Raw genomic sequence first — 21,214 nt, forward strand, 5'->3', positions numbered from 1 at the left:
CGCATTTTTCCTGGGAAACCTTTCCCATGACCGTTCGCCGGAAAATGCAGGTGCGATGAAAAAAGCGTTGACTCGCGAATGATAATTGTTATTATTAACCCCACTGGTCGCGAGGCCAGTGGGTAAGCTGAGCGACCACGCAGTCGGACGATCAGATTATCTCCTCATCAGGCTAATCACGGTTTCGACCCGGCTCATCGCCGGGTCTTTTTTTGCCTGAAGGAAAGTCATGGGCGGGGGATTTCTTTTCGTAGGAGCGAGCTTGCTCGCGAACAGCGCTCTGCCGGTTGGGCTCGGTACTCGACCTGGAGAGCGCCCTCTCCCTAACCCTCTCCCTGAAGGGAGAGGGGACCGTTAGGCAGACGCTGATGTTCTGGAGTTAGCCGGCTAGCGCAGAGTTGCCGGCTGAAACCATGCCTGTTCTCGGCACGGACAAGCCCCCTCTCCCTTCAGGGCGGGGCGCGCAGCCGAGGGCTGGAGAGAGGGAAAGGAATGCCACCGAAACATCGAAGCAGCCGGGAGCGCCGTTCGCGAGCAAGCTCGCTCCTACAAAAAGAGGAGCCCTCCCGTCAGGCTATGCCCACATCAACGCAACTTCGCACAATGATCCTGCGGCGGCAGCGCCGGCGTGTACCAGACGTAGTCCGCCTGCTGCGGCGACACCGTCTTGCCGACCTCGGCCAGCATCAGCACCTGCATGCCCTCCCCCGCCTCCAAGTCTTCCAGGTGCAAGGGCACGCCCAGGTCGCGGCGCACGTGGAAGCCGCCGGCGATCAGCACGGCGGGCGCGGGCGCCGCCTTCAGCCGTTCGGCCATGCGCCGGTCGCGCTGCTGCTGTACCGCCAGCATGGCCGGCATCTGGCTTTCCGGCAGCAGGCCGCAGTGGGATTCGCGGATGTCGTCCAGCAGCACCCGGCGCACCTCCTCGGCCGTCGAGCGAGTGCCGGCCAGGGCTGGCTGCTCCCCATAGATGCGCTTGATCTCGCTGCGGTCCAGATTGGCCGCCAGCAACGGCGCCGGCTGCTTGACCAGCCAGGTCACCATCGGGCCGTAGAGCGACCAGTCCCAGCCCGGCTGCCAGGCCAATGCGGCGTACAGGTCCTGCGGCGCCTTGCCGGCAGCGCTGGCCTCCTGGGCCGCCGTCACCCGCTGCTGCTGGTTGGGATTGAGCATTTCCAGCAGCACGCTGCCCTGCTCGCGGCGCTGGGCCAGGGCGCGCACCAGCCACAGCTCCAGGGCGTGGTGGTCGGGATTGTCGTGCTGTTCGCCGACCAGCACGCGGGGCGCGGCCTGCAAGCGTTCGAGCAATTGTTCCGGGGTCAGCACCTGACCGCTGCGCAGGTCGCGGATGACGCCCAACTCGGCGCTGTCGCGGCCCTCAGGGCTCTGCCAGGCCGGCAGGGGCGGCGCGGACGGCAGGCTCTGGCAGGCCGCCAACAGCGCCACCAGCGGGATCAGCAGGTATTTCATGTGAACTCCTTTCAGCGGGCGACGATCAGCGGATGGCCGCGCTCGGGGTGGCGCTGCACCAGCACGTCCAGGCCGAACACCTCGCGCAGCGGCTCTGCGCGCAGTACTTCGTCCGGGGTGCCGAACAGGTGCGGGCGGCCGTCGTGCAGCAGAAGCAGGCAGTCACAGTAGCGCGCGGCGAGGTTGAGGTCGTGCAGGATGACCAGCACCGCGGCGCCGCGTCCGGCGAATTCGCGCACCGCATGCAAAGTGGTGTGCTGGTGCAGGGGGTCGAGCGCCGAGGTCGGCTCGTCCAGCAGCAGCACCTGCTCCGCGCCGCCCGGCCACAGCTGCGCCAGGACCCGCGCCAGGTGCACGCGCTGGCGCTCGCCGCCGGACAGCGCCAGGTAGCTGCGCCCGGCCAGGTGCGAGGCGTCGGCCGCCGTCATGGCTTCGGCGATGATCTGCAGGTCGCGCTGGCGGCCGCTGTCGTGGGGCAGCCGGCCGAAACCCACCACCGACTCGACGCTGAAGGCGAAATTCAGCGACGAGGACTGCGGCAGCACCGCCAGGCGCTGCGCCCGCGCCGTACCCTGCCATTGATCCAGCGCGCGACCATCGAGGCTCACGCTGCCGCCGGCCAGCGGCAGCTCGCCATTGAGGGCGCCCAGCAGGGTGCTCTTGCCCGCGCCGTTGGGGCCCAACACACCGAGCACCTCGCCCGGCTGCAGCGCCAGGCTCACGCCCTGCAGGACCACCTGATGCCCACGCTTCACCGTCAGGTTCTCCGCCGTCAGCATCAGGAACGCCCCCGGATCAGCAGATAAAGGAAGAAGGGCGCGCCGATCAGCGCCGTGACGATGCCGATCGGCAGCTCCGCCGGCGCCAGCGCCAGGCGCGCCACCAGGTCGGCGAGCAGCAGCAGGATGGCGCCGCCGAACATCGAGGCCGGCAGCAACACCCGGTGATCGGGGCCGACGATCAGACGCAGCAGGTGCGGCACCACCAGGCCGATGAAGCCGATCAGCCCGGCCGCGGCCACCGCGGCGCCAACGCCCAGCGCCGTGCAGAGGATCAGTTCGACCTTCAGCCGCTCGACGTCGAAGCCCAGGTGACGCGCCTCGGACTCACCCAGCAACAACGCGTTGAGCGCATCCACCCGGCGCGGCAGCCAGCAGGCCACCAGCAGCGTGACCAGCAGCAGCGGCCACAGCCGCGGGTAGCTGGCGCCGTTGAGGCTGCCGAGGTTCCAGAAGGTCAGGGTGCGCAGCGTGGCGTCGTCGGCGAGGTAGGTGAACAGGCCGATCAGCGCGCCGGCCAGCGCGGTGAGGGCGATGCCGGCGAGCAGCATGGTGGCCACGCTGGTCTGCCCATTGTGGCGGCCGAGCCGGTAGACCAGCGCGGTCACCAGCAAACCGCCGCCGAAGGCGCAGGCGGACAGCAAGTAGGGCGCGAAAGCTTCCGGCAGGCCACCCATGGAAGCGCCGAAGACGATAGCGATGGCGGCGCCCAGCGCGGCGCCGCTGGATACGCCGATCAGCCCGGGGTCGGCCAGCGGGTTGCGGAACAGCCCCTGCATGGCCACCCCGGCCAGCGCCAGCACGCCGCCGGTGGCGACGCCCAACAGGGTGCGCGGCAGGCGGATCTGCCCGACGATCAGCTCGGCCTGGCCGAGGTCGTCGGCGGACACCGGCAGGCCGCACAGACGCGCCAGCGCCCGCAGCGTGTCGCCCAGCGGCAGGCTGACCGGCCCCAGGGCCAGAGACAGCCAGAGGACCAGCAGCAGAAGAAAACCAAGGAGCAGGAACAGCGGTCGGGCAGCGTGCTTCGCAGTCAAGGACGACCTTCCGGGTTCAGGGCCTGCGCGGAAGGATAAAAGGCCTTGGAGAGGCTGGCCAATGCGTCCGGAACGCGCGGACCGAGACCGCCGACCAGCAGCGTCGGATCGAGCACCAGCACGCGGGCCTCACGCGCCGCGCGGGTAGCGGCCAACCCGGGGGTCTGTCGGATCAGCGCCTCGCGGGCCTTGTCGCCATCCAGGCTGCGGTCGGCCAGCACCACCACCTGCGGATCGAGGGCGGTCAGGGCTTCGCCGGACAACGCCTTGTAGCCCTTGTGGCTGGCCAGGTTGCGCCCGCCGGCGTACTGGATCATCCAGTCGCCGGCGGTGTCCTGTCCGGCCACCAGCAGGCTGCCGCCGGCGTTGCCGACCAGCAGCACCACGCCCGGCGCGGCTTGCCCGGCCTGGGCCTTGGCCACCCAGGCCTGCTGCGCCGCCAGGCGCGCCTGGAAGTCCGCCGCCACCTTGCCGGCCTGCTCGGGCGTGCCCAGCAGTTCGCCCAGGCGTAGCAGGTTGTCGTGCACGGTCTTCTCGTCGGCCTTGGCCGACAGGGTTTCGATCCGCACGCCCGCCGCGCGCAGTTGCTGCAGCACCGGCGGCGGCCCCATCTCCTCGCTGCCGAGGAGGATGTCCGGCTTCAGCGCCAGGATGCCTTCGGCCGCCAGCTGGCGCTGGTAGCCGATCTTCGGCAACGCCTTGAGGCTGGCCGGGTGCAGGCTGGTGGTGTCGACGCCGACCAGGCGCGACTCGCCGCCCAGGGCCACCACCCACTCGCTCAGCGAACCGCCGGCGCTCACCCAGCGCTTGGGCAGGCTGTCGGCGATGGCGCTGGAGGCGACGAGGCACAGCCCGGCGAACAGCCCGGCCAGCAGGGGACGCGCAGTCATGGTTGCCTCCTCAGATGGCCGCGAAGGATTCGGCGAGGCTACGCCATTCTTGCAGTTCCGGCACACCCGGCTTGCGCGCGCCGAACACCTGCAGGACCAGTTCGCCGTCGGCGTCGAAGGCTTCCCAGCTGGTGACGATGCCGTCGCTGCTCGGCTTGCGCACGCGCCACAGCTCGCGCACGCCAGGGGTCTTCAGGTGCAGGTTGAACTGCGGGTCGAGCACGTTGAACCAGTCGTCCAGCCACTTCAGGTTGTCCACGGTGCCGGTGTGGATCTGGATGCAGTGGGCGTTGCCGACGAAGATCATGATCGGCAGGCGGGACTGGCTGGCGGCCTCCAGCAGGCGCGGCAGCTCGGCGACGTCCAGCGGCTCGGCCCATTCGCGGCCGGCCAGGCGCAGCGCCTGGGTGCGCTCGGCCTTGTGCTTCTTCAGCAGGGCGAAGAAGTGGTGGGTGTCCTTCAGCGCCGCCCAGCCCTGGCGCAGGGAAGCGACGTCGATCTCGCCGTCGGCCAGCGGCGCGGCTTTCGCCTCGGCCGGACGCAGCTCCAGGCGCTCGCTCTGTTCCTCGGCGCGGAAGCGCTCCACCAGCGGCGCCCAGGCGGCGACGTCGCTGTGCTCGGTGAGAAACACCTTGTGCACCGCGGTGCCCTGGCGGTCGAACACCTGGATGCTGCGCTGGGTGCCGTGGGCGGTTTCCTCGCTGATGGCGAACACGCTGTCCCAGCCGCCGAGGAACAGGCGCAGGTCGATGTCCGGGGACACCACCAGGCCCATCTGCCCGTTGCCCGACACGGTGACCTCCTGGTAGGGCCCCTTGCGCTCGTGCACGCAGTGCTCGTTGCGCGTCAGCGCCATGATCGGGCCCAGTTCGCCGAGGGCCGGCAGCAGCGCGGCCCACTCCGGGCGCAGGCGCACGGCATCGACGCCGAGGCGGCTGGCGGTCAGCTCGGCCTCGCTCACATCCAGGTGTTGCGCGGCATCGCGGGCGCGCAGGCGCGGTTTCTCGGCACGCAGCGCCTGCCAGGCGCGGTACAGCTCGGAAGCCGGCGCGGAAAGGGTAGTCATCGCAGAAATCCTCGTTCGCAAGGGGGCCTGCCGCATCGCGGCACAATGAAAGAAACTCTGCCACAACGAATCCGGCAATTCTATTTGATAATTATTTGCATCTGATTTCATGACCCCCTATGGTGTGCAGCCAATTTTCCGCGGCCATCCAAGCCAACTGCCGGTTTGGGATATGATGCGGGCCCGCGGCGACCTCGGCGATACGCGAACCTGGCCCGAATGCCAGGCGTCGCCAGGGATGAAGCTCCGCCCGTTCAACCTCGGCGAAAAGAAGCATTGGCAATGGGGCGACCTGCACGGTCTCACCGACAACGGCTCCAGCCCGGATCGCAGCGCGCCCTGCGCAACGTCGAGGCTGGTCCTGACGACTTCAGCACAAGGACGTGCACCCTATCCCGACGTCAGAGGGCGCGATGCGCCCTGCTGTCGGCGCCGGGAGCGTCCGGATGATCCTGCTGTGTCATCCGGGCGAGCTGGCCGAGGGGCGGACCCGCGGCTTCCAGGTCGAAGGCCTGAAGGTCTTCGCCGTACGGCGCCAGGGCCGCGTCCATGTCTACCGCAACCGCTGCCCGCACCGCGGCGTGCCCCTGGAGTGGGAGGCCGACCGCTTCCTCGATGCCAGTGGCGCGCTGCTGCAGTGCGCCCACCACGGCGCACTCTTCCTCATCGAATCCGGCGAATGCATCCAGGGCCCCTGCCTGGGCGAGGTGCTCGACAGCCTGCCGTGCCGCGAGGACGAGCAGGGGTTGTGGATAAGCCTGCCCGAGGATGACTGAGAACCAGCCTACGACCTGCTGCGCGTCGGCATAACTGCGTTAAAAACAGGCGAGCGATGCTCATTTAGCGGACTAAACTGCCCGCTCTCGCCTGTTTTTAGCCTTGTTCTGCTCCAGCTCGCGAGATCGTAGACAGGCTCCGAGCGACCTACAGCTCGATGCGCAGCGGCCGGCTCAGGCGGATTTCGCTGACGTCGATGTCCGCGCCATAGGCCAGCATCTCGACGCCGGCGTCACGCGCCTCGCGCAGCGCCGCGGCATAGACCGGGTCGATTTCCTCCGCCGGGCGCACCGCCTCGATGCCGGATAGGTTCACGCAATACAGCAGCACCGCCCGGGTGCCCTGCCGCGCCAGAGCCGCCAGCTCGCGCAGGTGCTTGGCCCCGCGGGTAGTGACCGCATCGGGGAAGGCCGCCACCGGCGTGGCGTCGAAGCCCAGGGTGACGCTCTTCACCTCGACGAACACCGGCCCGGCGGCGAACTCCAGGCGAAAGTCCGCGCGGCTGTTCTCCACGCCGTAGGCGACTTCCCGGCGCAGCGCGGCAAAGCCGGCCAGTTCGGCGACGCCCCCGGCCAGCAGGGCCTCCTCCACCAGGCGGTTGGCGCGCCCGGTGTTGACGCAGGCCAGGCGCCCCTGGGGCGTCTCGCTCAGCTCCCAGGTGCCCGGCAGCTTGCGCTTGGGGTCGTCCGAGCGGCTGAACCAGACCCGGCAGCCCTCGCTCATGCAGTTGAGCATGGAGCCGGTGTTCGGGCAGTGGATGGTCAGTTGCTCGCCGCCGGCAGTCTCGATATCGGCGAGGAAGCGCTTGTAGCGGCGCAGCAGGCGCGCCTCTTCCAGTTCCGGAGCGAAGCGCATCAGGGCCGCCAGCTCTTCAGGCCGCGGGCGATGCGCTCCACCGCCTGCTCCAGGCGCGCCAGGTTCTGGGTGTAGGCGAAGCGCACGTGGTGGTCGGCCTGGTAGCGGCCGAAGTCCACGCCCGGGGTGAAGGCCACGTGCTCGGTCTCGATGAAGTGCTGGCAGAAGCGGTAGGCGTCGCCGCCGAAGGCGCTGATGTCGGCATACAGGTAGAAGGCCCCTTCCGGCTCCACGGCGATGCCGAAGCCCAGCTCGCGTAGGGCCGGCAGCAGGTAGTCGCGGCGGCGGGCGAACTCGGCGCGGCGCTCTTCGAGGATAGCCAGGGTGCCTTCCTCGAAACAGGCCAGCGCGGCGTACTGGGCCATGCTCGGGGCGCTGATGTAGAGGTTCTGCGCCAGCTTCTCCAGCTCGCCCACCGCCTCCGGCGGCGCCACCAGCCAGCCCAGGCGCCAGCCGGTCATGCCGAAATATTTGGAGAAACTGTTGAGGACGAAGGCCTCGTCGTCCACTTCCAGCACGCTGCTGGCGTCCACGCCGTAGGTCAGGCCGTGGTAGATCTCGTCCACCACCATGTGCCCGCCGCGGGCCTTCAGCGCCTGCGACAACGCGGCCAGTTCATCCTTGTGCAGCAAAGTGCCGGTAGGATTCGCCGGCGATGCCAGCAAAGCGCCTACACTGTCCTGATTCCAGTGCGCATTCACCAGCTCCGGGGTGAGCTGGTAACGGCTCTGCGGGCCGACCGGCACCAGTTGCGCAGCCCCCTCCACCAGGCGCAGGAAGTGGCGGTTGCACGGGTAGCCGGGGTCGGCCAGCAGCCAGTGGCGGCCCGGGTCGACCAGCAGACTGCTGGCCAGCAGCAGGGCACCGGAACCGCCCGGGGTGACCAGGATGCGCTCGGGGTCGATGGCCAGGCGGTAGCGCGAGGCGTAGAAGCCGGCGATGGCCTCGCGCAGCTGCGGCAGGCCACGGGCCGCGGTGTAGCGGGTGTGGCCGGCGGCCAATGCGGCCTGGCCGGCGGCGACTATGGGCGCGGCGGTGCTGAAGTCCGGCTCGCCGATCTCCAGGTGGATGACGTCGTGGCCGGCGGCCTGCAGCTCGTTGGCTCGCGCCAGCAACGCCATGACGTGGAAAGGTTCGATGGCGCGGCTGCGGGCACTGAAGGAAGAAACCATGGGAAATACCGAACTTTGCGACGAAGAGGCGATTCTAACCAAGCCATCGGCGGGTGGCAGCAGGCTCGACAACCGGGAGTAGCATCGCGATTATCGATCTGGTAAGTTCGCCCGCTTGCGAGCGCGGGGCCGGCGTCGACCGGAGAGGGACCATCCGCGACAGGATTAGCGAGAGTGAGAGGCGGCCACACATGCCCACCAATGCAAAACAGCAGAGCAGCCAACTGATTCGTGGCTTCGAGCCCTACCAGGAAACCAAGGGCGAGGAGTACATGAGCGAGCGCATGCGCGCCCACTTCACCTCCATCCTCAACAAGTGGAAAGTTGAGCTGATGGAAGAAGTCGATCGCACCGTGCACCACATGCAGGACGAAGCGGCCAACTTCCCGGACCCGGCCGACCGCGCCAGCCAGGAAGAGGAGTTCAGCCTCGAACTGCGCGCCCGCGACCGCGAGCGCAAGCTGATCAAGAAGATCGACGAGACCCTCCAGCTGATCGAGGACAACGACTACGGCTGGTGCGATTCCTGCGGCGTGGAGATCGGCATCCGCCGCCTCGAAGCCCGCCCCACCGCGACCCTCTGCATCGACTGCAAGACCCTCGCGGAAATCAAGGAAAAGCAGCTCGGCTCCTGATGCCGGCGGCTTTTCGCGAACGGGGCGCCTAGGCGCCCCGTCGCGTTTGTGCGGCGCTCCCCGCCCCTGACCACAAGCCTGCGCCATGCCCGACTCCCACTACACCGGACGTTTCGCCCCCACCCCCAGCGGCTACCTGCATTTCGGCTCGCTGGTCGCCGCCGTCGCCTCCTACCTTGATGCCCGCGCCGTTGGCGGGCGCTGGCTGGTGCGCATGGAAGACCTCGACCCACCGCGGGAAATGCCCGGCGCCCAGGCCGCCATCCTGCAGACGCTGGAGCGCTACGGCTTCGAGTGGGACGGCCCGGTCGAACGCCAGAGCGAACGCAGCGAAGCCTACGCAGCGGTCGTCCAGCAGTGGCTGCGCAGCGGCCTGGCCTACGCCTGCACCTGCTCGCGCAAGCAGCTCGAAGGCAGCGGCGGCATCTACCCCGGCACCTGCCGCAACGCCGGCCACGACTGGCACGGCGAGGTGGCCATCCGCATCCGCGTGCCGGAACTGGAGTACGCCTTCGTCGACCGAGTCCAGGGCGAGTTCCGCCAGCACCTGGGCCACGAAGTGGGCGACTTCGTCATCCGCCGCCGCGACGGCCTCTATGCCTACCAGTTGGCGGTGGTGCTGGACGACGCCTGGCAGGGCGTGACCGACATCGTCCGCGGCGCCGACCTGCTCGACAACACCCCGCGCCAGCTGTACCTGCAGGAACTGCTCGGGATAGCCCAGCCGCGCTACCTGCACGTGCCGCTGATCGTCCAGCCCGACGGCCACAAGCTGGGCAAGTCCTACCGCTCGCCGCCGCTGGCCGCCGAGCAGGCCGCCCCGCTGCTGCTGCGCGCCCTGAAGGCCCTGGGCCAGGCCGCGCCGGCGGAACTGGCCGGCGCCACCCCGGCCGAGGTGCTGGCCTGGGGCGTGGCGCACTGGGACGCCGCGCGCATCCCCCGCGTACTGACGCTGGCAGACGCCCGGCTCTAAGATGATGAGAGGGGCCATGCGCCCCGGCTTGCAGGCGCCCATCGGCAGCCTGTAGCCTGCCGTCCGCACAACGAGAGGCATGACATGTACATCTATCGACTGGTGCTGCTCCTGGTCGTGGGCATCTACCTGTTCTCGCCCGCCATCATGGACTGGTGGATCGACCCCAACGGCGCCTGGTATCGCCCTTACCTGCTGTGGCTGATTCTCATAGTCGTGACCTTCATCCTGCAGAGCCAGCGCGATGCTGACGAGCTTTAGCCTCACCCAGCTGATCCTGATCAGCGCCGCCTACCTCACCACCCTGTTCGGTGTCGCCTGGATCACCGAGCGCGGCTACGTGCCGCGCCGCCTGGTGCGCCACCCGCTGGTGTACACCCTGTCGCTGGGCGTCTACGCCAGCGCCTGGGCCTTCTATGGCACCGTCGGCCTGGCCTACCAGTACGGCTACGGCTTCCTGGCCATCTACCTGGGGGTGTCCGGGGCCTTCCTGCTGGCCCCGGTGCTGCTCTACCCGATCCTGCGCATCACCCGCGCCTACCAGCTGTCGTCGCTGGCCGACCTGTTCGCCTTCCGCTTCCGCAGCACCTGGGCCGGCGCGCTGACCACGCTGTTCATGCTGATCGGCGTGCTGCCGATGCTGGCCCTGCAGATCGAGGCGGTGACCAACTCCATCAGCCTGCTGACCCGCGGCGCCGACGCCAACAGCGCGGCGCTGGCGTTCTGCGCGCTGATCACCCTGTTCGCCATCCTCTTCGGCGCCCGCCACATCGCCACCCGCGAGCGCCACGAAGGGCTGGTGATGGCCATCGCCTTCGAATCCCTGGTCAAGCTGATCGCCCTGGGCTCCATCGGCCTGTTCGCCCTCTACGGCGTGTTCGGCGGCCCCGACGGCCTGGAGGTGTGGCTGCTGCAGAACCAGGAGGCCCTGAGCACCCTGCACACGCCGCTGGCCGAGGGGCCCTGGCGCACCCTGCTGCTGGTGTTCTTCGCCTCGGCCATCGTGATGCCGCACATGTATCACATGACCTTCACCGAGAACCTCAACCCGCGCGCCCTGCTCAGCGCCAGCTGGGGCCTGCCGCTGTTCCTGCTGCCGATGAGCCTGGCGGTGCCGCCGATCCTCTGGGCCGGCCTGCACCTGGGCGCCTCGACCAACCCGGAATACTTCACCCTCGGCCTGGGCATGGCGGTGGACAGCCCGGCCCTGGCACTGGCCGCCTTCATCGGCGGCATCTCGGCGGCCAGCGGGCTGATCATCGTGATGACCCTGGCGCTGTCGGGCATGGTCCTCAACCACCTGGTGCTGCCGCTGTACCAGCCGCCGGCCGAGGGCAACATCTACCGCTGGCTGAAATGGACGCGGCGGGCGCTGATCGCCACCATCATCCTGCTCGGCTACGGCTTCTACCTGCTGCTGGGCTCGGAGCAGGAACTGTCGAACCTGGGCATCGTCTCCTTCGTCGCCACCCTGCAGTTCCTCCCCGGCGCGCTCTCGGTACTCTACTGGCCGGCCGCCAACCGCCGCGGCTTCATCGCCGGCCTGGTGGCGGGCATGCTGGTGTGGGGCGCCACCATGCTGGTGCCGCTGATGGGCAACGTGCAGACCCTGCACATCCCGCTGTTCGACTCGCTGTACGTGCTCGACGAGGCCAGCTGGCACCTGGCCGCCCTTGCCTCGCTGGCGGCCAACGTGCTGGTGTTCACCCTGGTGTCGCTGTTCAGCGAGCCCAGCGACGAGGAAAAGGGCGCTGCCGAAGCCTGCGCGGTGGACAACGTGCGCCGCCCGCAGCGCCGCGAACTGCTCGCCGTCTCGCCGCAGGAATTCGCCAGCCAGTTGGCCAAACCGCTGGGCGCGAAGACCGCGCAGAAGGAAGTGGAACAGGCCCTGCGCGACCTGCACCTGCCCTTCGACGAGCGCCGCCCCTATGCCCTGCGCCGCCTGCGCGACCGCATCGAGGCCAACCTCTCCGGGCTGATGGGCCCAAGCGTGGCCCAGGACATGGTCGAGACCTTCCTGCCCTACAAGGCCAGCAGCGAGAGCTACGTCACCGAGGACATCCACTTCATCGAGAGCCGCCTGGAGGACTACCACTCGCGGCTCACCGGCCTGGCCGCGGAGCTGGACGCCCTGCGCCGCTACCACCGGCAGACTCTCCAGGACCTGCCGATGGGCGTGTGCTCGCTGGCCAAGGACCAGGAAGTGCTGATGTGGAACCGCGCCATCGAGGAACTCACCGGGGTGCCCGCGCAGCGCGTGGTCGGCTCGCGCCTGTCGGCCCTGCCGGATCCCTGGAAGGGCCTGCTGGAAGGCTTCATCGAGGCCCCCGACCAGCACCTGCACAAGCAGCGCCTGGCCATCGACGGCCAGACGCGCTGGCTGAACCTGCACAAGGCGGCCATCGAGGAACCCCTGGCGCCGGGCAACAGCGGCCTGGTGCTGCTGGTCGAGGACCTCACCGAGACGCAGTCCCTGGAAGACAAGCTGATCCACTCCGAGCGCCTGGCCTCCATCGGCCGCCTGGCCGCCGGCGTGGCCCACGAGATCGGCAACCCCATCACCGGCATCGCTTGCCTGGCGCAGAACCTGCGCGAGGAACGCGAGGGCGACGGCGAGCTGACCGAGATCAGCGCGCAGATCCTCGAACAGACCAAGCGCGTCTCGCGCATCGTCCAGTCGCTGATGAGCTTCGCCCACGCCGGCGGCAAGCAGGTGGCCGCCGAGCCGGTGTGCCTGGCCGACGTCACCCAGGAAGCCATCAGTTTGCTATCGTTGAACCGGCGCAGCGTCGAAGTGCAGTTCTTCAACCTGTGCGACCCGGACCACTGGGTGGAGGGCGATGCCCAGCGCCTGGCCCAGGTACTCATCAACCTGCTGTCCAACGCCCGCGACGCCTCCCCGCCCGGCGGCGCCATACGGGTACGCAGCGAAGCCTCGGAGAACACCGTCGACCTCATCGTCGAAGACGAAGGCAGCGGCATTCCCAAGTCCATCATCGATCGCCTGTTCGAGCCCTTCTTCACCACCAAGGACCCCGGCAAGGGGACCGGCCTGGGCCTCGCACTGGTCTATTCGATCGTGGAAGAGCATTATGGGCAGATCACCATCGACAGCCCGGCCGATCCGGAACGCGAATGCGGCACCCGCATCCGCGTGACCTTGCCGCGGCATCCTGGCCCGACGGCCGAGCAGTAGACGAGCACGTCGAGAGAGCTGAATACATGGCACATATCCTCATCGTCGAAGACGAAACCATCATCCGTTCCGCCCTGCGACGGTTGCTCGAGCGCAACCAGTACCAGGTCAGCGAGGCCGGCTCGGTCCAGGAGGCCCAGGAGCGCTACAGCATTCCGTCCTTCGACATGATCGTCAGCGACCTGCGCCTGCCCGGCGCGCCCGGCACCGAACTGATCAAGCTGGCCCAGGGCACCCCGGTGCTGATCATGACCAGCTACGCCAGCCTGCGCTCGGCCGTGGACTCGATGAAGATGGGCGCGGTGGACTACATCGCCAAGCCCTTCGACCACGACGAGATGCTCCAGGCCGTGGCGCGCATCCTCAAGGACCGCCAGGAAGGCCGTGGCGCCAGCGCCGAGGCACGGGGTAACACCCGCGCGGCGGGCGAGCGCGGTAACGGTAACGCCGCCCCGGCCGAGGGCGAGATCGGCATCATCGGCTCCTGTCCGCCGATGCTCGAGCTGTATTCGAAGATCCGCAAGGTCGCCCCCACCGACTCCAATGTCCTGATCCAGGGCGAATCGGGCACCGGCAAGGAACTGGTGGCGCGCGCCCTGCACAACCTGTCCAAGCGCACCAAGGCGCCGCTGATCTCGGTGAACTGCGCGGCCATCCCGGAAACCCTGATCGAATCCGAACTGTTCGGCCACGAGAAGGGCGCCTTCACCGGCGCCAGCGCCGGCCGCGCCGGCCTGGTGGAAGCCGCGGACGGCGGCACCCTGTTCCTCGACGAGATCGGCGAACTGCCGCTGGAGGCCCAGGCCCGCCTGCTGCGCGTGCTGCAGGAAGGCGAGATCCGCCGTGTCGGCTCGGTGCAGTCGCAGAAGGTCGACGTGCGCCTGATCGCCGCCACCCACCGCGACCTGAAGATGCTGGCCAAGACCGGGCAGTTCCGCGAAGACCTCTATTACCGCCTGCACGTCATCTCGCTGAAGCTGCCGCCCCTGCGCGAGCGCGGCAGCGACGTGATGGAGATCGCCCGCGCCTTCCTGGCGCGCCAGTGCTCGCAGATGGGGCGCGCCCCGCTGAGCTTCTCCCACGAGGCCGAACAGGCCATCCGCCACTACCCGTGGCCGGGTAACGTGCGCGAACTGGAGAACGCCATCGAGCGCGCGGTGATCCTCAGCGAAGGCCAGGAAATCCCCGCCGACCTGCTGGGCATCGACATCGAGCTGGACGATCTGGAGGACGACTTCGTCGACGAGGCGGAGGTGCGCAACGCCGTGGCGGCCAACAACCACGAGCCCACCGAGGACCTGTCGCTGGAGGACTACTTCCAGCATTTCGTCCTCGAGCACCAGGACCACATGACCGAGACCGAGCTGGCCCGCAAGCTGGGTATCAGCCGCAAATGCCTGTGGGAACGGCGCCAGCGCCTGGGCATCCCGCGGCGCAAGTCAGGGGCCTCGGCCGACTCCTGAGGTGCGCACAGCTGTTACCGCGGACATCCCGCGTAACAAAAGCCGGGTTCATCGGTAACGATAACCCGGCTTTTTTGTGCCTGCCCGAAACCCCTTCCTACAGCTAAACCCTTGAAAAATAAGGATTCTAAAAAGTTGGCACGGCATCTGCTTTGTTATTGGCACAACAACAATAACAAGCACGAAACCACAGAACAAAAACAACACGTAACGACTCCAGCACAACAAAAACAAAATCGCGGAGGCGCAGCTAACTGATTCTTTTGGAGGAGAGTAGCTGGCGGGAGAAATCCCGCAACCGATCGAAGAACAATAAAACTGCCTCTAGGCAGCGGCGAAATCGGTTGGATCGAAAGATCACTGCTCACTCAGCGACCAAAGCAATCCGTTTGCTCTTGTCGATCCCGAATGGGAATGCCTCGAAGCGGCTAGCCTCGAGGACGGGTCTACAAACAAAAACAACAAGCCCGGCATCATAACAAGAACAAAGCACGCACCTACTTGGGGGGGAGCTTCGGCTCCCCCAGTAGCTTTCCCCGCTCTCCCCTGCCTCCCTCTCCGTCCTTCGTTCCCCATCTCCTGCGCCCCGATGCTAGAATCCGAACCCGTTCGGACATACAACGCATCAGAATTACCGCCGATTGTTTCCGCTGGCCATGCTTTTCAAGCATGATGGGCTGCCTGCCGACTGCGACCACCGGCCAGGGCACGCTGCGTTGCGCGACGCAATCCACCCCAACCTGTTAATAGTGCCTCCATGCTGAAAAAGCTGATCTCCTCCCTTCGCTCTCCCTTGCGCCGCAAGCGCGCAGTCCGCACCACTCCGGAAATCGTCGGCAGCAACCAGCATCCGCTGCGTCGCGAGCAGTTCAGCCGGCATGCGGTGAGCGTGGTGGACCGGCTGCAGAAGGCGGGATACCAGGCCTACATCGTCGGCGGCGGCGTCCGTGACCAATTGCTGGGCATCGCCCCCAAGGACTTCGACGTGGCCACTAGCGCCACCCCCGAGCAGGTTCGCGCCGAATTCCGCAACGCGCGGGTGATCGGCCGGCGCTTCAAGCTGGTGCACGTGCACTTCGGCCGCGAGATCATCGAGGTGGCCACCTTCCGTGCCCACCACCCGCAGGAAGAAGGCGAAGGCGACAGCAACCAGGCGTCGCGCAACGAGGCCGGGCGCATCCTGCGCGACAACGTATACGGCACCCTGGAAGACGACGCCCAGCGCCGCGACTTCACCATCAACGCCCTGTACTTCGACTGCAGCGACGAGCGCATCCTCGACTACGCCCACGGCGTGCACGACATCCGCAACCGCCTGGTGCGCCTGATCGGCGACCCCGAGCAACGCTACCTCGAGGACCCGGTGCGCATGCTGCGCGCGGTGCGCTTCGCCGCCAAGCTGGACTTCGAGATCGAGAAGCACAGCGCCGCGCCGATCCGCAAGCTGGCGCCGCTGCTGCGCGAGATTCCCTCGGCGCGGCTGTTCGACGAAGTGCTCAAGCTGTTCCTCAGCGGCCGCGGCGAGCGCACCTTCGAGCTGCTGCTCGAATACGAACTGTTCGCCCCGCTGTTCCCGGCCAGCGCCAAGGCCCTGGCCCGCGACCCGGAATACACCGGCAAGCTGATCCGCCAGGCCCTGGCCAACACCGATCTGCGCATCCACCAGGGCAAGCCGGTCACCCCCGCCTTCCTCTTCGCCGCCCTGCTCTGGCCGGCCCTGCCGGCGCGCGTGGCGCAGTTGCAGGAGCGCGGCATGCCGCCGATCCCGGCGATGCAGGAAGCCGCCCACGAACTGATCAGCGAGCAGTGCCAGCGCACCGCCGTGCCCAAGCGCTTCACCATCCCGATCCGCGAGATCTGGGACATGCAGGAACGCCTGCCGCGACGCCAGGGCAAGCGCGCCGACCTGCTGCTGGAGAACCCGCGCTTCCGCGCCGGCTACGACTTCCTGCTGCTGCGCGAGAGCGCCGGTGAAGAAACCGGCGGCCTCGGCGACTGGTGGACCGACTACCAGGACGCCAGCGACGGCGAACGCCGCGGCATGATCCGCAACCTGGCGGCCAGCCAGGACGATGGCGGCGCCGCCCCGCGCAAGCGTCGCCGCGGCGGTGCTAGCCGTCGCCGCCGTGGCCCGCGCAGCGAGGGGGCCGGCAACGAGTGAGCGAGCGCGTCTATCTCGGCCTGGGCAGCAACCTTGCCGATCCCCTGGGCCAACTGCGCGCCGCCATCGAGGCCCTGCAGGCCATTCCGCAGACTACGGTCGCCGCGGTTTCGCCCTTCTACGTCAGCGACCCGCTGGGCCCGTCGGACCAGCCGCGCTACGTCAACGCCGTGGCCGCGCTGGATACCGACCTCGAGCCCCTGGCCCTGCTCGACGCCCTGCAGCGCATCGAGCTGGAACAGGGCCGCGTGCGCAAGGACGAACGCTGGGGCCCGCGCACCCTCGACCTGGACATCCTGCTGTTCGGCGAGCGCCAGCTCGACGAGCCGCGCCTGACCGTGCCGCACTACCACATGCACGCCCGCGCCTTCGTCCTCTACCCCCTGGCGGACCTGGCGCCGCAGCTGCGCCTGCCCGACGGCCGCAGCCTGTCGGAACTGCTGGCGGATTGCCCATTCGCGGGCCTCGAACGGCTATCCTGATCGTCACCCCAGTTGGCGGTAACGCCGTAACAGTCCGGTAACACCTGCGATTGACTTCGCTCCGCCCCATCCGGACTATAGGTGCCCCGCGCCGGCGCCAGCCGGCCCAACGAGGACCGTTTTCATGCCTGATGTCACCCTGACCACCCTGCAAGGCCTGAAGCAAAGCGGCGAGAAGATCGCGATGCTCACAGCCTACGATGCCACCTTCGCCCAGGCGGCCAGCGCCGCGGGCGCGGAGATGCTGCTGATCGGCGACTCCCTCGGCATGGTGCTGCAAGGCCACGACAGCACGCTGCCGGTCACGGTCGAGGAAATGGCCTACCACACCGCCTGCGTGAAGCGCGGCAACCAGGGCGCGATGATCGTCACCGACCTGCCCTTCGCCTCCGGCACCTCGCTGCAGCGCCTGCTGGACGACGCGGTCAAGGTCATGCAGGCCGGCGCCCACATGGTCAAGCTCGAAGGCGGCGCCTGGCTGGCCGAGCCCATCGTGCGCCTGGCGCAGATGGGCGTGCCGGTGTGCGCGCACCTGGGCCTCACCCCGCAGTCGGTCAACCTGTTCGGCGGCTTCAAGGTCCAGGGCCGCCAGGAAGCCCAGGCCCGCCAGCTGCGCGCCGACGCCATCGCCCTGGAGCAGGCCGGCGTCGCCATGCTGCTGCTGGAGTGCGTGCCCAGCGCCCTGGGCCAGGAGATCAGCGAAGCGGTGAAGATCCCGGTGATCGGCATCGGCGCCGGCCCCGGCACCGACGGCCAGGTCCTGGTGATGCACGACATGCTCGGCCTGTCGCTGTCCGGCCGCGCGCCCAAGTTCGTGAAGAACTTCATGGAAGGCCAGGACAGCATCCAGGGCGCCTTCGCCGCCTACGTCAAGGCCGTGAAAGACGGCTCCTTCCCCGGCCCCGAACACGGATTCTCCGCATGAACACCGTCAAGACCGTCCGCGAACTGCGCGCCGCCGTCGCCCGCGCGCGCGGCGAAGGCAAGCGCATCGCCCTGGTGCCGACCATGGGCAACCTGCACGCCGGCCACGCCGCCCTGGTGGCCAAGGCCGGCCAGCGCGCCGACTTCGTGGTCGCCAGCATCTTCGTCAACCCGCTGCAGTTCGGCCCCAGCGAAGACCTGGACAAGTACCCGCGCACCCTCGCCGCCGACCAGGCCAGGCTGCTGGAAGCCGGCTGCCACCTGCTGTTCGCCCCGGGCGTGGAAGAGATGTACCCCGACGGCATGGAAGGCCAGACCAAGGTCAGCGTGCCCGGCGTTTCCGAGGGGCTGTGCGGCGGCAGCCGTCCGGGCCACTTCGATGGCGTCGCCACCGTGGTCTGCAAGCTGCTGAACATGGTGCAGCCGGACATGGCGCTGTTCGGCGAGAAGGACTTCCAGCAACTGGCGGTGATCCGCAAGCTGGTGCGCGACCTGAACATCCCCGTGCAGATCTTCGGCGAGCCCACCGTGCGCGCCGAGGACGGCCTGGCGCTGTCCTCGCGCAACGGCTACCTGAACGACGACGAGCGCGCCCGCGCGCCGGTCATCCAGCGCACCCTGCGGCAGCTCGCCGAGGCCCTGCGCGGCGGCTCGCGCGACTTCCCGGCGCTGCTCGAAGAGGGCCGCCGGCAGATCGAGGCCGCCGGCCTGCGGGTGGACTACCTGGAAATCCGCGAGGCCCTGAGCCTGCGCCCGGCCGGCGCCGGCGACCGGCAGGTGGTGGTCCTGGCCGCCGCTTTCCTCGGCAAGACCCGCCTGATCGACAACCTGCCGCTGCAGCTCGACTGACCCGCCGTTACCCGCCCAGGCCGCGCCGCACGCGGCTTGAGGCCGGGTAACAGGTTGGGCATACTCTGCCGCCGTTCGCGCCAAGCCCCACAACAACAGGAGCGCCGCCATGCACAGCATCATGCTCAAGGCCAAGCTGCACCGCGCCGAAGTCACCCACGCCGTCCTCGACTACGAAGGCTCCTGCGCCATCGATGGCGAGTGGCTGGACCTCGCCGGTATCCGCGAGTACGAACAGATCCAGATCTACAACGTCGACAACGGCGAGCGCTTCACCACCTACGCCATCCGCGGCGAGGAAGGTTCGCGGATGATCTCGGTCAACGGCGCCGCCGCGCACAAGGCCAAGGTGGGTGACCGGGTGATCATCTGCGCTTATGCTCAGTACAGCGACGCCGAGCTCGCCAACTACCAGCCGCGCATGCTCTACATGGCCCCGGGCAACCAGCTCAGCCACACCAGCAACGCCATCCCGGTGCAGCTCGCCTGAACCGTCAAAGCCCGGAACCCCCGGGCTTTTTCACGCTCCAACGCACGTCACACCCCCGAAGGTACCGCATGGAACACCACCTCACCCCGCTGGATGCCACTCGCCTGCCGAGCTGGCAGGCACTGGCCGAGCACCGCAAGGATCTGCAGGACTTCAGCATGCGCCAGGCATTCGCCGGCGATCCGAAGCGTTTCGAGCGTTTCTCCCTGAGCGCCTGCGGCCTGTTCCTCGACTTCTCGAAGAACCTGATCCGCGAGGACACCCTCGGCCTGCTGGTCAAGCTGGCGGAAGAAGCCCAGCTGGGCGAGGCCATCCAGTCCATGTTCCGCGGCGACGTGATCAACGCCTCCGAGCGCCGCCCGGTGCTGCACACCGCGCTGCGCCGGCCGATCGGCGACAAGGTGCTGGTGGACGGCGTCGACGTGATGCCGGAAGTGCACCGCGTGCTGCACCAGATGACCGAGCTGGTCGCCTACGTGCACAACGGCCTGTGGCGCGGCTACACCGAGAAGCCCATCACCGATGTGGTGAACATCGGTATCGGCGGCTCCTTCCTCGGCCCGCAGCTGGTCTCCGAGGCCCTGCTGCCTTTCGCCCAGAAAGGCGTGCGCTGCCACTACCTGGCCAATATCGACGGCAGCGAGTTCCGCGAGCTGACCAGCAAGCTGAACGCCGAGACCACCCTGTTCATCGTCTCCTCCAAGTCCTTCGGCACCCTGGAGACGCTGAAGAACGCCCAGGCCGCACGCGCCTGGTACCTGGCCCAGGGCGGCAACGAAGCCGAGCTGTACCGCCACTTCATCGCGGTTTCCAGCAACAAGGAAGCGGCGGTGGCCTTCGGCATCCGCGAAGAGAACGTGTTCCCCATGTGGGACTGGGTCGGCGGGCGCTACTCGCTGTGGTCGGCCATCGGCCTGCCGATCGCCATGTCGGTGGGCATCAACAACTTCAAGGAACTGCTGTCCGGCGCCTACAGCATGGACCAGCACTTCCAGAGCGCGCCCTTCGCCCGCAACATCCCGGTGCTGCTGGGCTTGCTCGGCGTCTGGTACGGCGATTTCTGGGGCTCACGCAGCCATGCCATCCTGCCCTACGACTACTACCTGCGGAACATCACCGACCACCTGCAGCAGTTGGACATGGAGTCCAACGGCAAGAGCGTGCGCCAGGACGGCACCCCGGTCAGCGCCGGCACCGGTCCGGTGATCTGGGGCGGCGTCGGCTGCAACGGCCAGCACGCCTACCACCAGTTGCTGCACCAGGGCACCCAGTTGATCCCGGCGGACTTCATCGTCCCGATCTCCAGCTACAACCCGCTGGCCGACCACCACCAGTGGCTGTACGCCAACTGCCTGTCGCAGAGCCAGGCGCTGATGCAGGGTAAGACCCGCGCCGAAGCCGAGGCCGAGCTGCGCGCAAAAGGACTGGACGAGGCCGAGGTGCAGCGCCTGGCGCCGCACAAGGTGATCCCCGGCAACCGCCCGAGCAACACCCTGGTGCTGGAGCGCATCAGCGCCCGCCGCCTGGGCGCGCTGATCGCCATGTACGAGCACAAGGTCTACGTGCAGAGCATTCTCTGGGGCATCAACGCCTTCGACCAGTGGGGCGTGGAGCTGGGCAAGGAGCTGGGCAAGGCCGTCTACGGGCGCCTGGTCGGCAGCGACGAGTCGGGCGCCGAAGACGCCTCCACCCAGGGCCTGATCGACTACTTCCGCGGCCGTCACCGCGGCTGAGGCCCATCGCGGGACAAAGCGCCGTTTCCTCCACAGGGGAAGCGGCGTTTTCATTTCCGCTACGGCAACGCCACCCCGCCATTCCCCTGTAGGAGCGCGTCCTGCGCGCGAAATCGCGGGCAGGGCCCGCTCCTACGTTTCCAGGAAGCACGGCTTTTCGTAGGAGCGAGCTTGCTCGCGAATGAGCCCCGCAGCGGAGTGTGTTCGCGAGCAAGCTCGCTCCTACGAAGAGCATCCCAGCGCGGCCTGCAAGACAGTTCCG

General features: G+C 68.1%; 19 protein-coding genes. 12 read left to right on the top strand and 7 right to left on the bottom strand.

All coding sequences use genetic code 11. The features are described 5' to 3' along the window. Positions 1–585: 585 nt before the first annotated feature. Genes ACTWJ5_RS27385 through ACTWJ5_RS27405 form a run of 5 tightly spaced genes read right to left on the bottom strand, consistent with a single transcriptional unit; the run spans position 586 to position 5,242 of the window. On the bottom strand, positions 586–1,470 hold the full coding sequence (locus ACTWJ5_RS27385) for a ChaN family lipoprotein (protein WP_061562784.1): 885 nt from the start codon (positions 1,468–1,470) through the stop codon (positions 586–588). Positions 1,471–1,481: 11 nt separating this feature from the next. Next, entirely contained in the window at positions 1,482–2,249 is a 768-nt protein-coding gene (locus ACTWJ5_RS27390; protein ID WP_444436918.1) for a heme ABC transporter ATP-binding protein, read from the bottom strand. After that, a complete protein-coding gene (locus ACTWJ5_RS27395; protein WP_116425910.1) occupies positions 2,249–3,232 on the bottom strand; it encodes a FecCD family ABC transporter permease in 984 nt (327 codons plus the stop codon). The genes ACTWJ5_RS27390 and ACTWJ5_RS27395 overlap by 1 nt, the downstream gene beginning before the upstream one ends. Positions 3,233–3,282: 50 nt before the next feature. Further along, positions 3,283–4,176 carry a heme/hemin ABC transporter substrate-binding protein gene (locus ACTWJ5_RS27400; protein WP_444436919.1) on the bottom strand — a complete coding sequence of 298 codons (894 nt, stop codon included), beginning with the start codon at positions 4,174–4,176 and terminating at the stop codon, positions 3,283–3,285. 10 nt (positions 4,177–4,186) lie between these two features. After that, on the bottom strand, positions 4,187–5,242 hold the full coding sequence (locus ACTWJ5_RS27405) for a hemin-degrading factor (protein ID WP_074981383.1): 1,056 nt from the start codon (positions 5,240–5,242) through the stop codon (positions 4,187–4,189). 446 nt (positions 5,243–5,688) lie between these two features. Here ACTWJ5_RS27405 and ACTWJ5_RS27410 point away from each other — a divergent pair, with 446 nt between their 5' ends. Further along, positions 5,689–6,018, top strand: coding sequence for a Rieske (2Fe-2S) protein (locus ACTWJ5_RS27410; RefSeq protein ID WP_069863311.1), 330 nt, complete (start codon positions 5,689–5,691; stop codon positions 6,016–6,018). Positions 6,019–6,166: 148 nt separating this feature from the next. On the opposite strand, the gene sfsA is transcribed toward ACTWJ5_RS27410, so the two are convergent. Continuing rightward, positions 6,167–6,874 (bottom strand): DNA/RNA nuclease SfsA, encoded by a 708-nt coding sequence (sfsA, locus tag ACTWJ5_RS27415; RefSeq protein WP_249918762.1) that lies wholly within the window; start codon positions 6,872–6,874, stop codon positions 6,167–6,169. Next, a complete protein-coding gene (locus ACTWJ5_RS27420) occupies positions 6,874–8,046 on the bottom strand; it encodes a pyridoxal phosphate-dependent aminotransferase (protein WP_249918761.1) in 1,173 nt (390 codons plus the stop codon). The genes sfsA and ACTWJ5_RS27420 overlap by 1 nt, the downstream gene beginning before the upstream one ends. Positions 8,047–8,237: 191 nt before the next feature. Between ACTWJ5_RS27420 and dksA the strand changes: the two genes are divergently transcribed. From dksA to pgi, 11 genes are all read left to right on the top strand, one after another. Next, positions 8,238–8,681 carry an RNA polymerase-binding protein DksA gene (gene dksA, locus ACTWJ5_RS27425; RefSeq protein ID WP_009612973.1) on the top strand — a complete coding sequence of 148 codons (444 nt, stop codon included), beginning with the start codon at positions 8,238–8,240 and terminating at the stop codon, positions 8,679–8,681. A gap of 85 nt (positions 8,682–8,766) precedes the next feature. Further along, a complete protein-coding gene (gene gluQRS / locus ACTWJ5_RS27430) occupies positions 8,767–9,654 on the top strand; it encodes a tRNA glutamyl-Q(34) synthetase GluQRS (protein ID WP_253411224.1) in 888 nt (295 codons plus the stop codon). An 84-nt stretch (positions 9,655–9,738) separates the two neighbouring features. Then, positions 9,739–9,915 (top strand): hypothetical protein, encoded by a 177-nt coding sequence (locus ACTWJ5_RS27435; RefSeq protein WP_003095129.1) that lies wholly within the window; start codon positions 9,739–9,741, stop codon positions 9,913–9,915. Continuing rightward, a complete protein-coding gene (locus tag ACTWJ5_RS27440; protein WP_249918759.1) occupies positions 9,899–12,850 on the top strand; it encodes a sensor histidine kinase in 2,952 nt (983 codons plus the stop codon). The genes ACTWJ5_RS27435 and ACTWJ5_RS27440 overlap by 17 nt, the downstream gene beginning before the upstream one ends. Positions 12,851–12,876: 26 nt before the next feature. Beyond that, positions 12,877–14,313 carry a sigma-54-dependent transcriptional regulator gene (locus ACTWJ5_RS27445; RefSeq protein WP_009613009.1) on the top strand — a complete coding sequence of 479 codons (1,437 nt, stop codon included), beginning with the start codon at positions 12,877–12,879 and terminating at the stop codon, positions 14,311–14,313. Between the two features lie 757 nt (positions 14,314–15,070). Next, entirely contained in the window at positions 15,071–16,474 is a 1,404-nt protein-coding gene (locus ACTWJ5_RS27450) for a polynucleotide adenylyltransferase PcnB (protein WP_253411226.1), read from the top strand. Further along, a complete protein-coding gene (gene folK, locus ACTWJ5_RS27455) occupies positions 16,471–16,956 on the top strand; it encodes a 2-amino-4-hydroxy-6-hydroxymethyldihydropteridine diphosphokinase (RefSeq protein ID WP_444436920.1) in 486 nt (161 codons plus the stop codon). Before ACTWJ5_RS27450 ends, folK begins: the two co-directional genes overlap by 4 nt. Positions 16,957–17,080: 124 nt before the next feature. Further along, entirely contained in the window at positions 17,081–17,881 is an 801-nt protein-coding gene (gene panB, locus ACTWJ5_RS27460) for a 3-methyl-2-oxobutanoate hydroxymethyltransferase (protein ID WP_043318551.1), read from the top strand. After that, positions 17,878–18,729 carry a pantoate--beta-alanine ligase gene (panC, locus tag ACTWJ5_RS27465; protein WP_116425858.1) on the top strand — a complete coding sequence of 284 codons (852 nt, stop codon included), beginning with the start codon at positions 17,878–17,880 and terminating at the stop codon, positions 18,727–18,729. Before panB ends, panC begins: the two co-directional genes overlap by 4 nt. Positions 18,730–18,838: 109 nt before the next feature. Beyond that, positions 18,839–19,219 (top strand): aspartate 1-decarboxylase, encoded by a 381-nt coding sequence (gene panD, locus ACTWJ5_RS27470; protein ID WP_009613020.1) that lies wholly within the window; start codon positions 18,839–18,841, stop codon positions 19,217–19,219. Between the two features lie 68 nt (positions 19,220–19,287). Next, positions 19,288–20,952 (top strand): glucose-6-phosphate isomerase, encoded by a 1,665-nt coding sequence (gene pgi / locus ACTWJ5_RS27475; RefSeq protein ID WP_444436922.1) that lies wholly within the window; start codon positions 19,288–19,290, stop codon positions 20,950–20,952. Positions 20,953–21,214 lie beyond the last annotated feature (262 nt).

Source organism: Pseudomonas sp. A6 (assembly GCF_052367875.1).
GTDB classification, from domain to species: domain Bacteria; phylum Pseudomonadota; class Gammaproteobacteria; order Pseudomonadales; family Pseudomonadaceae; genus Pseudomonas; species Pseudomonas citronellolis.

Coding starts and splice junctions, on each gene's coding strand:
- ACTWJ5_RS27440 (WP_249918759.1), top strand. CDS start 9,899: ATGCTGACGAGCTTTAGCCTCACCCAGCTGATCCTGATCAGCGCCGCC.
- ACTWJ5_RS27450 (WP_253411226.1), top strand. CDS start 15,071: ATGCTGAAAAAGCTGATCTCCTCCCTTCGCTCTCCCTTGCGCCGCAAG.
- ACTWJ5_RS27390 (WP_444436918.1), bottom strand. CDS start 2,249: ATGCTGACGGCGGAGAACCTGACGGTGAAGCGTGGGCATCAGGTGGTC.
- ACTWJ5_RS27445 (WP_009613009.1), top strand. CDS start 12,877: ATGGCACATATCCTCATCGTCGAAGACGAAACCATCATCCGTTCCGCC.
- pgi (WP_444436922.1), top strand. CDS start 19,288: ATGGAACACCACCTCACCCCGCTGGATGCCACTCGCCTGCCGAGCTGG.
- panD (WP_009613020.1), top strand. CDS start 18,839: ATGCACAGCATCATGCTCAAGGCCAAGCTGCACCGCGCCGAAGTCACC.
- dksA (WP_009612973.1), top strand. CDS start 8,238: ATGCCCACCAATGCAAAACAGCAGAGCAGCCAACTGATTCGTGGCTTC.
- panB (WP_043318551.1), top strand. CDS start 17,081: ATGCCTGATGTCACCCTGACCACCCTGCAAGGCCTGAAGCAAAGCGGC.
- panC (WP_116425858.1), top strand. CDS start 17,878: ATGAACACCGTCAAGACCGTCCGCGAACTGCGCGCCGCCGTCGCCCGC.
- ACTWJ5_RS27405 (WP_074981383.1), bottom strand. CDS start 5,242: ATGACTACCCTTTCCGCGCCGGCTTCCGAGCTGTACCGCGCCTGGCAG.
- sfsA (WP_249918762.1), bottom strand. CDS start 6,874: ATGCGCTTCGCTCCGGAACTGGAAGAGGCGCGCCTGCTGCGCCGCTAC.
- ACTWJ5_RS27410 (WP_069863311.1), top strand. CDS start 5,689: ATGATCCTGCTGTGTCATCCGGGCGAGCTGGCCGAGGGGCGGACCCGC.
- ACTWJ5_RS27420 (WP_249918761.1), bottom strand. CDS start 8,046: ATGGTTTCTTCCTTCAGTGCCCGCAGCCGCGCCATCGAACCTTTCCAC.
- ACTWJ5_RS27435 (WP_003095129.1), top strand. CDS start 9,739: ATGTACATCTATCGACTGGTGCTGCTCCTGGTCGTGGGCATCTACCTG.
- gluQRS (WP_253411224.1), top strand. CDS start 8,767: ATGCCCGACTCCCACTACACCGGACGTTTCGCCCCCACCCCCAGCGGC.
- ACTWJ5_RS27400 (WP_444436919.1), bottom strand. CDS start 4,176: ATGACTGCGCGTCCCCTGCTGGCCGGGCTGTTCGCCGGGCTGTGCCTC.
- ACTWJ5_RS27385 (WP_061562784.1), bottom strand. CDS start 1,470: ATGAAATACCTGCTGATCCCGCTGGTGGCGCTGTTGGCGGCCTGCCAG.